Raw genomic sequence first — 13,741 nt, forward strand, 5'->3', positions numbered from 1 at the left:
TCAGACATGCGCGATAATCTGGACGCGCTGGATCTGGGGGGCCACGCTGCGGATTACCGCCTCCAGCGTTGCCCGCAGATGCGTATCGATATAGCTCGCCTGAAATTCGGAGCCTGCCCGCAGGACAAGCGTCTCACGATCCTCCGAAAGCACCGATAACTGGGCAAACCACGCGCCCCAAGCCGTTGGATGATGGCGCTGCAAACGGCGGGCGACCTCCGACCAGATCCCGTCGCTGGGCATATCGGCCACCCGTAGCGGCACCACATTGGTCTGCGGCGCACTCTGTTCGACCGGAGCCAGACGCTCCACCAGATCTGGCCCGATCTTGGCCCAACCCTCGCGCGTGTCTTCAAGGATCTGCACCACGTTCAGCCCGTAAAGCGCGACCCTGCCCCGTGCAGCCGGACGCTTTTCAACAAGCCAGCCGCGTTTACGCAGTGCCGCCATCTCGCGTTTAACGGTGCGCACATCCACCGACCACAGTTTCGAGATCTCGTTCTGGCCAATCGAAAGTTCATCACTTTGCCAGTTATATCGCGCAGTTATCAGGCAAATCAGGCGCAGCGCCTGTTTCTGGACATGCTTGTCCTGAGACAATGCATAGCTTCCCAATACAGAAAGCAAATCGTATTTACGTGTGGCCGCACCGCGACCCACTGCCTTTTTCATCATGACACTGCTCCGGCGCTTTAGGGCGCTTCATTTTTCGGACGCTATTTTGCGCCTCGTTAGCCGAGAGTAGCACGATGGCCCACCGCAAGACAACGCTTTCCTCTCGATGTTGGCTATTTGCGTCCGCCAATCCGATTCTGTCAAGCCCGTGGCAATTTCAAGACCCCAACCGATAAATTCAAATCTGAAAAAATGGTAATTATAGGTTAAGGGGGACGCCCTGTATGTCCCCTAAATCGCCCCTATTTGTCACCTTAACTCTGCAAAACGCCTCGGTTTTGTCCCCCAAACCCGGGCGGGCGACTCATCCAAACGGGCCGAATCGCAACAGATTCGATTCGTGTTCGGGCAGCGTTATTTCCTTGGGCGCGGACGCTGTTTGAACTTCTCTCTATATTTATAACTTTCTTTTTGCGTCATTGGCAAATCCGGCGTATTTCTGTTGTCAGAGATAATCAACGTCCGAATGAGGCATATATGTTTACGCATGAAAGTCTGGAGGAGCTGCACTCGCGCTCTCTCAAGATGCAGGCAGCGATCCGCAAGCAAACCTTCTCGCCCGAGCACGAGAAGACCCTGCGCCGGTTTTCCAGCTGGGAGGTTTCCGAGCTGATCCTGAAGGTGAACCAGTCCACATTCCGGGGCCGTCTGGCCTCAGACCCCGACCTTCCCGGCGGGGAAGTCGAGGAAGAGGGGCGCCAGCGCTGGTTCACCCTGCCCGAGATCAACGAGATGCGGCGCAAGATGAAGGTGAACCGCCGGTCGCTGCAGCCGCCGCGTCCGCATAACAAGCGCGCCATCCGCGTGGCGATCTCGAATTTCAAAGGCGGCGCGGGCAAATCGACTGTCGCCCTGCATATGGCACATGCCGCAGCGCTTGACGGCTATCGTGTGCTGCTGGTGGATTTCGACCCGCAGGCAACCCTCACCCATTCGATGGGGCTGACGGATGTGTCCGAAGAGCTGACCGTCTGGGGGATCATCGCGCGCGACCTCATCCGCGAAACGGAGCGCATGAATAACGCGCCGCGCGCGGCAGAATCCGGCACCGCCCTGCCCCAGCGCAAGCTGCCCGGCTCGATCCTCGATCTGGGGCTCGATACCCTGCGCATCACCGACTTTATCCGCCCGACCGCATGGCCGACCATCGACATGATCCCCTCCTGCGCCAATGCGGCCTTTGTCGAGTTCGCATCGGCCCAGTATCGGCACCTCAACCCCGACTGGTCCTTCTTCGCCGCCGTCGCGCGCTATCTCGATGCCCTGCCCCATGACAGCTATGATGTCATCGTCTTCGATTGCCCGCCCGCCATCGGCTACCAGTCGATGAATGCGGTCTTTGCCGCCGACGTACTCTATATCCCTTCCGGCCCCGGCTATTGGGAATATGACTCCACCACCTCCTTTATCGGCCAGCTTTCCGAGGCTCTGGGCGATCTGGCGCACGGCTTCGAGGGCACCTTCCCCGCGGGGAATATGACATTGCCGAAGGAATTTCTGGATGTCCGCTTCCTGATGACGCGCTTCGAGCCGGGCAACGACCTGCACCGCGCGATGTTTGAAGCCTTCCGTAATGTTTTCGGGGAACGCTTGGCAGACCACCCGATCGAAATGACGCGCGCCGTCGAACAGTCGGGGCGGTTCCTGTCGTCGGTCTACGAGATCGATTACCGTACGATGACGCGCGAGACATGGCGTCGGGCGCGGGCGTCGTTCGATCGGGCCTATGATGAATTCCGCGCCACCTTCTTGGGCGCATGGGACAAATTGGAGGAGATTGAATGAAGAAGCGTCGGACCTTCGCCATCGACCTTCCCGAAGAGGACGAGGCCGAGACCTTCCCCGCGGGGAATAACACCCCCGAGGTGCCGAGCGCCCATCCGCGGCGGTCGCCGATGGCTGCGGCGATCAGCGAGAATGCCGCCAGCCTGCGCGACCGGACTGCGCTGGAAGCGCAGATCCGTGCGGAAAATGATGCGCTGGCGGCAGAGCATGTGCGCATGAAAAAGCTCGGGCTGATCGTGGATATGATCCCGCTCGGGCAGATCGAGACATGGAAACTGGTGCGGGACCGCGCCAAGGATGATGATTTCGAACTGTCCGAGCTGGTCAAGTCGATCCGCGAGATCGGCCTGTCTAATCCGATCCGTGTTGAGGCGCGGGATGATGGAAAATACGAGCTTATTCAAGGCTTTAGGCGTATGTCGGCCTATAAGGCCTTACTGGAGGAGACCGGCGATGCCGAACGCTGGGGCGCCATTCCGGCGGGCATTCTTCCCCGCGGGGAAGGTCTGGAGGGGCTCTATCGGCGGATGGTCGACGAGAACCTTGTCCGGAAGGATATCTCCTTTGGCGAGATGGCCGGGCTGGCCTTGAATTATGCCAAGGATCCCGGCACCGCACAGATGGACCCCGACAAGGCCGTGGCGGAGCTGTTCGCAAGCGCGGGCTATCAGAAGCGCAGCTATATCCGCAGCTTCATCAAGCTGGTGGATCGACTGGGCGAGGATCTGAAGTTCATCCAGCATGTGCCGCGCTCGCTTGGTCTCAAATTCGTGGCGGCGATGGAAGACCGCCCCGAGATCGTGACGCAGGTGCGTGAGGCGCTGAAGGGCTGGGACAACCATTCCGCCACCGACGAGCTGGAGGTGCTGCGTCAGGTGATTGGCGAGGAAACCGAGCGTCCGGGGCTGGTGGCGAAAGCCGCCCCGAAGCAGCGCAGTGGCAAGGCGCGCACCGTGTTTCAGGTGCAGACGCGGACGGGGGCGGCCAAGTGTACGGCGTCGAACGGGCGTCTGGAAATCCGGCTGGATCGGGATTTTTCCACGGTGGACCGCGCCAGTCTTGAACGCGCGTTGCGCGATCTTCTGGATGGTCTCAAATAGAACCTTCCCCGCGGGGAAGACGGGGGCGGCAGATTTCTCTGCCGCCTTTTTTATGGCCGGGTGGCAGGGCGGTTGTCGGGGGCGCTCTGCGCGGCGAAATAGCGTGCCAGCAGCACCTCTGTCTCGGCCGCTACGCCATCGATATGCTGGCGCATCACCTCGCAGGCGCGCTCGGTATCGCGCGCAAGGGCCGCTTTGGCCAAGGCGACATGATCGGCGCTGCGGTCGCTGAGCTTGCGGATGTCGATCAGCCCCCGATAGCGGCGCTGCGCAATGGCGATCTGTCCGATCAGGTCATGCAGGCGCGGCATCTTGCAGGCCGAGACGAGGGTCAGGTGGAAGTCGCGATGCGCCATTTCCCATTCCGGCGACCCGAAATTCGACTCGGTGTTCTGCAGCCGATAGAGCGCCGCCGTCACGTTGCTTTCCCATGTCAGGTCGCCATCGCGGATCGCGCGTTCCAGCGCGAAACACTCGCTGTTGCGGCAGATTTCCATAACTTCACGGAAATCTTCCATCGAGACATCGGCCACGGTATAGCCGCGCTGGTCCTCGAACTGGATCAGCCGCGTCGCCGTCAAGCGTGAGATCGCCTCCCGCAGCGGGCTGATCGACACGCCAAGCTCGCCGCGAAGCCTGTCGAGATTGATCTTCTCGCCGGGTTTCAGCTCATTGGCAAGCAGGCGGTCCAGCAGCGACTGGTAAAGAGCCGAGACAAGCGTTGTTTTACGCATGGTCACCCAAAGGTACGAGTTATATACATGTTAGCTGGGCAGTATATAGAAAGCGGGGGCCATCTGGCAATATCATCCACGAAATCGGGATCGTCGATGTTGTCGCACCTGCCTCCGCAGTCCTGCGGATGGGGCCCTGCGGATGGGGCTTTGACGCGCGCGCCTGCGCGGGGTAGATCTGGGCGAATGTGAAAGGAACGGTCTATGGCCAAGCTCATCTATATCCTGAACGGACCCAATCTGAACCTGCTGGGAAAGCGGCAGCCGGAGATTTATGGCACCGATACGCTGGCCGATATCGAGATCCGCTGCCGGCAGTTGGCGCAGGCGCAGGGGGCGGAGATTGCGCTGTTCCAGTCCAACCATGAGGGCGAGATCGTCGAGACCATCCACGAGGCGCGCGAGAAGGCGGCGGCGGTCATTATCAACCCTGCGGCCTATAGCCATACCTCGGTTGCGATTCTGGATGCGCTGAACGCCTATGAGGGCAAGGTGATCGAGGTCCATATCTCGAACATCCACAAGCGCGAGAGCTTCCGCCATCATTCCTATGTGTCGGCGCGGGCCGACGGGGTGATCTGCGGTTGCGGCACCGAGGGCTATGAACTGGCGCTGCGCCATGTGCTGAGCCTTCTGGGCTGACGCATGGGCAAGGGGCTGAGGTGGCGCGGGCCGGTTCTGGCCGATGACCGTGGCACGATCCGTCACCTGCAGGAGACCGTTACTGCGGGCGGCGGCGTGCGGGTCGGTGAGGGCGCGGTTTGTGCGATTGCCCCGGGATGGATCGAATGTGCCACCTCCGGCAGCAGCGGTGCCCCGAAACGGATCCGCCGGACCGTTGCAAGCTGGACTACGAGTTTCGCGCTGAACGCTAAGCTTTTCGGCCTCGACGCGCGGTCGGTCGTGGCGCTTCCCGGAACCATGGCGCAATCCCTGACCCTTTATGCAGCGCTTGAGGCGCAGTGGAACGGGGCCGCGCTTGTGGATCTGTCTGTCCATCGCGGGGATCGGCATCTGGCGCATATGGCGCGGTGGGGCACCACCCATGTCTATGCCACGCCAGCGCAGGTGGAGGTGATGCTGAAAGGGCAGGGGGGCTGTCCTTCGCTGCGTTATTGGATCATCGGGGGCGGGCGGTTGTCGGCGGATCTGCGGGCGCGGCTTGCGCTGCGTGTGCCTCAGGCGCGGATCATGCAGTTTTACGGTGCCTCCGAGACAAGTTTTATCACGCTAGATCGCGGCGATGCGCCGGAAGGATCGGTCGGTCGGGCCTATCCTCAGGTCGAGATCGCGGTGGATGCGGCGGGCGAATTGCGGGTGAAAAGCCCCTATCTGTTCACGGAATATGCGCTTGGCAGCAGCCCTGACACCTGCTGGCATGCCGACGGGTTTCTGAGCATTGGCGAGATCGGGCATGTGGATGCGCAGGGCTTTGTCTATATTCGCGGGCGCAAGGGGCGGATCGTGCAGGTGCTGGACCATCTGGTCAGCCCCGAACCTGCCGAGGCGCGGCTGGCAGACTGGTTGGGCTGTGACGTGGCCGTTGTGGCGCAGCCCGATTCGCTGCGCGGGGCACGGCTTTGGGCGATGGTCGGGGAGGGGCCTGCCCCCGAGGCCGTCGAGGCGGCGCTGGTCCGGTTGCGGCAGGAACTGGGGGCGGTGGCCTCTGCGCATGGCTGGCAGCGGGTTGCGCCCTTCCCTCTGCTGCCGACAGGCAAGCCCGACATACGGGCTTTGGAGGCGCGGCTATGAGAGCGGTGCGCGTGGTGGCGGCGCGGCGCTCGGCGGTGGTGCCGCGTGGCGGTGCCTTTGCCGGATTGGACCCGCATCAGCTTGCCGCGCCGGTGATTGCCGCCTGTCTGGCCGATGCCGGTCTTGCGGCGGGGGCGGTTGACGAGCTGATCTGTTCCAATGCCATCGGGCCGGGCGGCAATCTGGCGCGGGTCGTGGCCTTGGCGGCGGGGCTGCCGCAAGAGGTGGCGGGGCTGACGGTTGACCGGCAATGTGCGGGCGGGCTGGATGCGCTTTTGCTGGGGCAGGCGCTGATTGCCGCGGGGCAGGCCGATGTGGTGATTGCGGGCGGCGTCGAGAGCTACTCCCGCCGCCCTTTGCGTGCTTTTGACGGGCCGGAGGGGCCTGAATTCTATACGCAGGCCCCGTTTACGCCCTGGCCAGAGCGCGACCCCGATATGGCCGGAGCGGCGGACCGGCTGGGCCAGATCTGCGATATTCCCCGTGGGGAAGCCGATGCATGGTCCGTAATAAGTCATGAAAAAGCAATGGCTTCGAAATTTCCTGAAATCGTGGAAATAGCCGGTATCGCAACCGACCCCTATCCCCGGCAGATGGCCGCAGGGGTGATGCGGCGGGCTCCGGTTCTGGCCGGAGCGGTCACGGTTGCCAATACGGCGGTGGCGGCGGATGCGGCGGCGTTTTTCGTGCTGATGGCCGAACCGCTGGCGCGGGGCAGGGGGCTTTTGGTCGGGCGCGGGCGCAGCTTGGGCGGGCAGCCCGACCTGCCGGGGCTGGCGCCTGTTGCCGCGATCCGCGCGATTGACGGTGCGGGCGCGGATCGGGCCGAGATCATGGAGGCCTATGCCGTTCAGGCGCTGGCCTGCGTGCGGCAGGCGGGGCTTGATCCGGCGCGGGTCAATCTGAAGGGCGGAGCCTTGGCGCGGGGCCATCCGATCGGGGCCTCAGGGGCGATTCTGGTGGTGCGCCTGTTTCACGACCTGTTGCCGGGGGAAACCGGACTGGCGGCGATTGCCGCAGCCGGCGGGATCGGCACCGCGCTGCTTTTGCACCGCGATCCCTGAGACAGGTCTAGTCGAAGCCGCGCAGCGTGGCATAGCTGTCCAGCGGCTCGCGTTCGGTGCGGAAGCCGTTGATCACCGCATGTTCGTCGGGATAGCCGATGGCGATGCCACAGAGCACCATTTCATCCGGCGGCAAAGCCAGCGTTTCATGCACGACATCGGCGTAATTGGCCATCGCGCCGATGCCCACGGTGCCCAGCCCGCGATCCTGCGCGGCCAGCATCAGCGCCATGATGGACATGCCAAGATCCATGAACCCGCCTTCGCCCATGTGCCGGTCGATCGAGACGATGATGCCCAAGGGCGCGTCGAAGAAGCGGTAATTGGCTTTGAACTGCCGCCGCCGCCCGTCGATATCGCGGCGCTCGATGCCGAGTGCCTGGTACAGCGCGTAGCCCGCAGCCCTTTGGCGGGCCTTCAGATGTGGCGGGATAGGGCGCGGAAACCATTCATATTCCGCGACCTGTGGCCGGTTGTCGTCGATGGCGGTGGTCAGGTTGGTGACCAGCCCCGCCAGCGCGCGGCCTGTCAGGGCGTGAAAGCTGCCCGGTTGCAGATTGGCCCCCGAGGGCGCACGTCTTGCGGCCCAGAGCAGGTGCTCGGTTGTCTCGCGCGAGACCGGATCGGGCAGGAAGGCGCGGGTGGATTGGCGCGCCTTCAGCAGGTTTTCCACGCTTGTCGGCATGCGGTGGGGTCGTCCTTGTTTGTGGCGTTATTTCGCGCGCGAGAGAACGCTTTGTGGGCGGGCTTTGGCGAGCCCCTGAGTGATGAAGCCCGCCAGCACTGCCTTCACAATATCGCCCGGAATGAAGGCAGTGGTGAGCCATGTGGCTTGCAAAATGGTTTTGTCCAGAACAATCGACATACCGATGATGCCCGCTGCATAAAGCACGACGACCCCGCCCAGTACCGAGCCCAGAATGCCCGAGACCGTCAGCGACAGGCCGCGTGTTTTTTCAACGAAGAGGCCGGTGACGAAGGAGGCGATGGGCCAGCCGATCAGGAAGCCCGCCGTCGGGCTGGTGAAAACGCCCAGACCGCCGCGTCCGCCCGACAGAAGCGGCAGACCAAGCGCGACAAGCATGATGAACAGCAGCGAGGACAGCGCCCCCCGTTTGGCCCCCAGCACGGTGCCGGCCAGCATCACGCCCAATGTCTGCGCGGTGATCGGCACGCCAAAGCCCAGTGTGAGGTTGGGCAACAGGCCCAGAGCGGCGGTCAGGGCGGCAAAAAGCGCCACCAGCGTGATAGAGCGTTCCATAGTCAGTTGTCCTCCCTGACAGGTTGGGATTGGGCGGGCGGAATGACCCCGCCCCGCGCGCGCAGGGCTTCGGCTACATGTTCCGCATCGTCTAATGCCAGAATCCCCAAGGGAAGCACAAGATGCCAGTTGGTCCGTCTTGGCGAGCGGGCGCGCCAGCTTTGCGCCAGAAGCTGGCCTTTCTGCGCCAGAATCGGGGTGAAGCGGATGGTCAGGGCCATCGCCAGTTCCAGCGCACGGGTGTTCAGCCCCAGCCGTGCGACGGGGCGCAGCAGCGTATTGAGCGCGTCGATCATATCTGCCAGCCGCGTGGTCATGGTGACCAGATTGGCCAGCGCCACGGCGGCGCTGAAACGGGCCACGATCCGCAGCCCTTCTACCCAATCGGCGGTCAGCCCGTGCCAGAGCGCCAGCACCAGCACCAGCGGCCAGAGCGGGCGCAGGGCGCGCAGCCCCGCCCGCGCAAAGCGCCCCCCGCCTGCCAGATACAGCCCCGCAGCCCCCGCCAGCGCCAGCAGCGGCGGCCAGAGGCCCGGCGTCATGAACAGCAGGGCCGTGGCCAGACACAGGGCGACCAGCTTGGGGCCTGCGGGCCAGTGATGGGCGCGGGTCTCAACCGGCGAGGTCAGAGAGATCATCGCCCAGCCCCGCTTGGTTCATATAGGCCAGATAGTCGGGAAGCACGGTCTTGGCATGGCCCGAACGGTGGATGCGGCCCTCATGCACCCAAAGCACATGGTCATAGCCCGCAAGGCAGTCCGGATCATGGGTGATATGCACCAAGGCCTGCGGCAAGGTCTCGAACAGGCGCATCAACTGGCCGCGGATTGCCAGATCAAGGCCGGAGAAAGGTTCGTCCAGCACAATGAGCTGCGGCTGCATCAGCAGGATCGCCATCAGGCAGACCAGTTGCTTCTGGCCCTGTGACAGGGTCGAGATCGGGGCCTCCTGCCAATGCGCCTTGCCGAACCGCTGCAGCATCGCCCGAACAAGCTCTGCGGTTTCGGTCTTGCCATGCCCCTGTTGGCGCAGGCCGAAAGACAGCTCTTCCTGCACGGTCGGGAAGATGATCTGGTGATCGGGATTCTGGAACAGGATGCCGATGCGGTTGAGCGCGGCATGGCGGTCCTTGGCGGGATCGATGCCGTCAAGGCGCAGGCTGCCCGCATCGGGGGCGATCAACCCCGAGATCACCCGCGCCAGCGTCGATTTGCCAGAGCCGTTGCGGCCTACGATACCGAGCCTGCGCACCTGTAGATCAAGGGTGATGTCCGACAGAACGGTTTTGCCCGCAAGGTCGAGCCGGAGATCGGTCAGGGTAAGGCGGGGGCACTGCGCCATGAGTATCAAGTCACCGGATCTTGTCAAAAGATGCCCTGTCCTGCCGCAAAGCCGCAGCTTTTGCAAGAAGCGGCACGCTGCGGGCCGCGGTCAAGGGGGGCAAAAGGGGGGGCAAAAGGGGGGCAGATCCCGCGCCCCGCTGCCGCATGGCGCGAAAGGCCGCCCCGCCGGTGTGACCGGCAGGACGGTTTCGGGGCATGGAGGCGTTACCCCAGATGGATCTCGCCTTTGGGGTAACGCAGCCTTGGCACGGAACGGGTGGCCAGAAAGAAGCCGAGGGTCAGCGGGCCGACCCGCCCGAGGAACATCACCAGAATGATCACCGCCCGACCGAAGCCGTTCAGCTCGGGGGTATAGCCGCGCGACAGGCCGACCGTGCCGAAGGCGCTGGAGACCTCGAAGGCGATATCGAGGAAGGTGCCGTCATGGGTGATCAGGATCAGGAAGGTCGCCACAAAGACCAGCACGGTGCTGATGGCGGTCAGCGCCATGACCTTGAGCACGGCCTCGAAGCCGATCGAGCGGCCAAAGGCGTTGAGCTGGGTCTGGCGGCGGAAGAAGGCGATGGTGGCAAGGATCATCACCACGAAGGTCGTCACCTTGATACCGCCCGCCGTCGAGGCCGGTCCGCCACCGATCAGCATCAGCGAGATGAACATCAGCACCGTGCTGTCATGCATGGCCCCGATATCGGTGGTGTTGAACCCTGCGGTGCGGGTGGTGACGCCCTGAAACCAGCTGATCATCAGCTTGCCCCAGACCGAATAGGGGCCAAGCGTTCCGGGATTGCTCCATTCGAGCACGGCGAACATGATGACCGACCACGGGATCAGCACGCCCGTGCCCAGCAGCATGATCTTGGTCGACAGGCTATAGCGTTTCCAGCCCTTGCCCGAGGCGACCTCGCGCAGGACCGAATAGCCGATCCCGCCCAGAATGAAGAGCGCGGGGATCACCAGATTGATGACCGGATCGGTGGCATAGTCCACCAGCCCGTCGGAAAAGGTGGAAAAACCGGCATTGTTGAAGGCCGAGACCGAATGGAAGACTGCCTGCCACAGGCCGTTCCAGAAACCGAGCCTTGGCACGAAACTCAGGCACAGGAGGGCTGCGCCAATGGCTTCGCAGATCAGCACCGCTTTCAGGATGACCCCGACAAGCTGCATCAGACGGTGCATCGAATTCTGGTTGAGATCCTCACGCAGGTAGATCTGGCCGGTCAGCCCGATGGGCAGGCCAAGCGCCCCCAGCACCAGAACGGCAAAGGTCATCAGCCCCAACCCGCCAAGCTGGATCAGGAAGGTCAGCACGACCTGCCCGAAAAAGGTCAGTTTGGTGCCGATATCAAAGACCACCAGCCCCGTTACCGTGACCGCCGAGGTGGCGGTGAAGATGGCATCGGACCAGCTGATTTTGGCGGTATGGGAGACCGGCATCATCAGGGCGGCCGCCCCCAGAAGGATCGCTGAGGCATAAAGCACCGACAATAGCAGCGGCGGCGGCATATGGATCAGCTTGCGCTGGCATTTGCGCCAGACAAGTTGGGTGGTCTTTTTCACAGCGCATCCCCGAAAGCGCGCAGCTCGGGGCGGCGCCCCAGCACCAGCAGCTTGTCCTGCGCGGCCAGTTCCAGTTCGGGGGTGGTGCAGGGCAGGAATTCGGTGCCGCGCATCAGCCCCAGCATCCGCACGTCATGGCGGCTGCCGATTTCCAGCGAGGCAAGTGTCCGGCCCTTTAGCCGCTCCGGCACCGCCATTGTCACGACGCTGAACCCGTTGCCCAGATTGACGTAATCCTGCACGACGGGGTTGTTCAGCCGCTGGGCGACATGTTTGCCCATCTCCTGTTCGGGCAGGATGATCCTGTCCGCCCCCAGCTTGGAGAGGATGCGGTGATGGGTTTTGTTGATGGCTTTGACCCAAAGCTGGTCCACGCCAAGCACGCGCACATTCATGGTGGCGAGGATGCTGGATTCGATGTCATGGCCGATGGCCACCAGCGCCACATCATAGCGGTCCACCCCTGCCTCGCGCAGGGCCTGTTCGTCTGTCGCGTCCAGAATGATGGTCGAGGTCAGGGCTTCGGCCAGCTTGGCCACGCGGGATTCGTCTTGGTCGATTCCCATCACGGTATTGCCGAAGCGCGCCAGTTCGCTTGCCACAGCCGAGCCGAAGGCCCCGAGGCCGATAACTGCGAAAGTGCGGTTTTGTTTGGGCATAGGCTATCCATTGGCCGTTTCGAGATGCTGGGAGGTTTGGCGCAGAATAAGGGAAAGTCAATTCACGCTCGGTTTTGCGAGAGGCGGATGCGGGGGCTCAGCGATTCTGGACATGGCTGCGGTCGGCCTGCGGCGGGGTGCCGAAACGGGCCCCGTAGCGCGTGGTGAAATGGGCCTGTGAGGCAAAGCCCGTCATCTGCGCGATCTCGCTCAGCGGCAGGGCGCTGCGCTGGACTAGGGCACGGGCCACATCAAGGCGCATGTGGCGATAGACCTCCATCACCGGCGCCCCGAGCGTGGCATTGAACTGGCGTTGCAGCTGGCGCTCTGACAGGCCCGCCAGATCGGCCAGTTGCGCGGGCGAGAGCGGGTCGGCGATATGGGCTTCCATCAGTTCCAGCGCCGCCTCGACCATCGGGGGCAAAGCCCCGTAACGTGCGGCAATCGAGCTTTTCTGCGGTGTTTCGGAGGGGCGGACCTGCGCCTGAATGAACCAGTCCGAGATCTCGTGGGCAAAACGTGCGCCATGATCGCGGGCAATCAGCATGTGGATCATGTCCAGCGGTGCCGAACCGCCCGCGCAGGTATACCGGTCGCGGTCGATGACGAAAAGTTTGCGCTCCAGCAGGAGGGTCGGGTCGATATGCGCGATGTCGTCATAATGGTGCCAGTGCACCGTAAAGCGCCGCCCCTCCAGCAGCCCCGCCCGCGCCAGCAGCACCGCGCCGCCCGAGATGCCGCCAAGCTCGACCCCCGCACGGTCGGCGCGCCGCAGCCATGTGTCAAGCGCGGGCAAGCGCAGCCGCATCGGGTCGCCCCCCGCCACGACGAAGACCAGATCGAAGGCCATGCCCGCCTCCGCCAGCGGGATGGCATCAAAGCGCGCCCCCAAAGACGAGGTGGCAAGCGTCCCTTCGGGCGTGAGGATGCGGACATCGTAAAGATCGCGCCCCGCAAAGCTGTTGGCGGCGCGCAGCGGATCAAGCGCCGCCGCCGTTGACAGCATGGCATACCCGTCAATCAGCACGAATCCGATACGTCTGATGGTCATCTTTGTCCCTAAGTGAAAACAGAATGTCCGTGGCGCGAAAATATCACGGGTTTGAACGCGCTACTATCCCCCTCGTTCCAGTGGCAAGGCAGGCCCCGAGGGAGCTTGTGAATGTAAGGAGATTGCCCAGATGACCGATGCGCGCACCGCAGATACTATCGCAGCCCAGACTGTCCGAGAAACCCGCGTAGGGACGACGGTTTTGTCGGAACGTTCCGATATGGCGCTGATTTCGCTGGGTGTGAAACGGGGCGCGCAGGTGCCCGTGCCGATGGGGGTTTCCCTGCCGGGGCCGGGGGCATGGCATGGGGGCCGTGGTCTGGGGGCGTTCTGGACTGGTCCGGGCCAATGGATGCTGGAAGCCGAGCATATGTCCGAGGTCGATATGACCCGCAATCTGCGTCACGGCATGCCGGGCCTGTCGATCAGTGCGCAGGGCGCCCATCGGGTGATGCTGGAACTGGTGGCCTGCGATGCCCAGACGGTCGAGGCGCTGATGGCACGGTTGACGGATCTGGAGATCGACAGTTTCGCACCGGGTTCGGCACGCTCGGCGCATCTGGCCGGTAGCGAGGTGTTTGTGATCCGCCGCGCCCCGAACCGTCTGGCGCTCTTGGTGGCACGTAATGACAGCAGCCGTGTCTGGCAGGTCATGAACCGTGCGATGGTCGAGCGGGCTGCAGGCCTGCGCGGTGCGCTCGAGCCGGTTCTCTAGGGTCAGGCACAGAGGAAAGGCCCCGAAAACGGGGCCTTTTTCACA

The 13,741-nt window shown here is 63.3% G+C and carries 15 protein-coding genes; 6 read left to right on the top strand and 9 right to left on the bottom strand.

The features are described 5' to 3' along the window. Positions 1-675 (bottom strand): hypothetical protein, encoded by a 675-nt coding sequence (locus WDB86_RS15320; protein ID WP_330647256.1) that lies wholly within the window; start codon positions 673-675, stop codon positions 1-3. Between the two features lie 477 nt (positions 676-1,152). Here WDB86_RS15320 and WDB86_RS15325 point away from each other — a divergent pair, with 477 nt between their 5' ends. Next, positions 1,153-2,460 (top strand): AAA family ATPase, encoded by a 1,308-nt coding sequence (locus WDB86_RS15325; RefSeq protein WP_330647255.1) that lies wholly within the window; start codon positions 1,153-1,155, stop codon positions 2,458-2,460. Further along, positions 2,457-3,560, top strand: a complete 1,104-nt coding sequence (locus tag WDB86_RS15330; protein WP_330647254.1) for a ParB N-terminal domain-containing protein — start codon at positions 2,457-2,459, stop codon at positions 3,558-3,560. Before WDB86_RS15325 ends, WDB86_RS15330 begins: the two co-directional genes overlap by 4 nt. 50 nt (positions 3,561-3,610) lie before the next feature. Here WDB86_RS15330 and WDB86_RS15335 read toward each other — a convergent pair whose 3' ends face one another. Continuing rightward, a complete protein-coding gene (locus WDB86_RS15335) occupies positions 3,611-4,294 on the bottom strand; it encodes a GntR family transcriptional regulator (RefSeq protein ID WP_341485897.1) in 684 nt (227 codons plus the stop codon). A 204-nt stretch (positions 4,295-4,498) separates the two neighbouring features. Between WDB86_RS15335 and aroQ the strand changes: the two genes are divergently transcribed. The 3 genes from aroQ to WDB86_RS15350 are packed head-to-tail and all read left to right on the top strand — an operon-like array spanning position 4,499 to position 7,110. Next, positions 4,499-4,936 (top strand): type II 3-dehydroquinate dehydratase, encoded by a 438-nt coding sequence (gene aroQ, locus WDB86_RS15340; protein ID WP_339109771.1) that lies wholly within the window; start codon positions 4,499-4,501, stop codon positions 4,934-4,936. 3 nt (positions 4,937-4,939) lie between these two features. After that, positions 4,940-6,046 carry an AMP-binding protein gene (locus WDB86_RS15345; RefSeq protein ID WP_341485898.1) on the top strand — a complete coding sequence of 369 codons (1,107 nt, stop codon included), beginning with the start codon at positions 4,940-4,942 and terminating at the stop codon, positions 6,044-6,046. Continuing rightward, positions 6,043-7,110: a thiolase family protein gene (locus WDB86_RS15350; protein WP_341485899.1), complete on the top strand. Its 1,068-nt coding sequence runs from the start codon at positions 6,043-6,045 to the stop codon at positions 7,108-7,110. Before WDB86_RS15345 ends, WDB86_RS15350 begins: the two co-directional genes overlap by 4 nt. Positions 7,111-7,117: 7 nt before the next feature. Here the strand turns inward: WDB86_RS15350 and WDB86_RS15355 are convergent, their stop codons facing one another. From WDB86_RS15355 to WDB86_RS15385, 7 genes are all read right to left on the bottom strand, one after another. After that, on the bottom strand, positions 7,118-7,795 hold the full coding sequence (locus WDB86_RS15355) for a nitroreductase (RefSeq protein ID WP_330647249.1): 678 nt from the start codon (positions 7,793-7,795) through the stop codon (positions 7,118-7,120). A gap of 27 nt (positions 7,796-7,822) precedes the next feature. Continuing rightward, positions 7,823-8,371: a biotin transporter BioY gene (locus WDB86_RS15360; RefSeq protein ID WP_330647248.1), complete on the bottom strand. Its 549-nt coding sequence runs from the start codon at positions 8,369-8,371 to the stop codon at positions 7,823-7,825. Between the two features lie 2 nt (positions 8,372-8,373). Beyond that, complete coding sequence (locus tag WDB86_RS15365; protein ID WP_341485900.1) at positions 8,374-9,009, bottom strand: energy-coupling factor transporter transmembrane protein EcfT; 636 nt, start codon at positions 9,007-9,009, stop codon at positions 8,374-8,376. Next, on the bottom strand, positions 8,984-9,712 hold the full coding sequence (locus WDB86_RS15370; protein WP_341485901.1) for an ABC transporter ATP-binding protein: 729 nt from the start codon (positions 9,710-9,712) through the stop codon (positions 8,984-8,986). The genes WDB86_RS15365 and WDB86_RS15370 overlap by 26 nt, the downstream gene beginning before the upstream one ends. A gap of 206 nt (positions 9,713-9,918) precedes the next feature. Next, positions 9,919-11,217, bottom strand: a complete 1,299-nt coding sequence (locus WDB86_RS15375; RefSeq protein WP_341485921.1) for a TrkH family potassium uptake protein — start codon at positions 11,215-11,217, stop codon at positions 9,919-9,921. Positions 11,218-11,267: 50 nt separating this feature from the next. Continuing rightward, positions 11,268-11,930 carry a TrkA family potassium uptake protein gene (locus WDB86_RS15380; protein ID WP_330647245.1) on the bottom strand — a complete coding sequence of 221 codons (663 nt, stop codon included), beginning with the start codon at positions 11,928-11,930 and terminating at the stop codon, positions 11,268-11,270. Positions 11,931-12,027: 97 nt separating this feature from the next. Then, positions 12,028-12,981 carry a GlxA family transcriptional regulator gene (locus WDB86_RS15385; protein ID WP_341485902.1) on the bottom strand — a complete coding sequence of 318 codons (954 nt, stop codon included), beginning with the start codon at positions 12,979-12,981 and terminating at the stop codon, positions 12,028-12,030. A 130-nt stretch (positions 12,982-13,111) separates the two neighbouring features. Here WDB86_RS15385 and WDB86_RS15390 point away from each other — a divergent pair, with 130 nt between their 5' ends. Continuing rightward, positions 13,112-13,696, top strand: coding sequence for a hypothetical protein (locus tag WDB86_RS15390; RefSeq protein ID WP_330647243.1), 585 nt, complete (start codon positions 13,112-13,114; stop codon positions 13,694-13,696). Positions 13,697-13,741 lie beyond the last annotated feature (45 nt).

The organism is Thioclava sp. GXIMD4215 (assembly GCF_045291555.1).
GTDB lineage: Bacteria > Pseudomonadota > Alphaproteobacteria > Rhodobacterales > Rhodobacteraceae > Thioclava > Thioclava litoralis.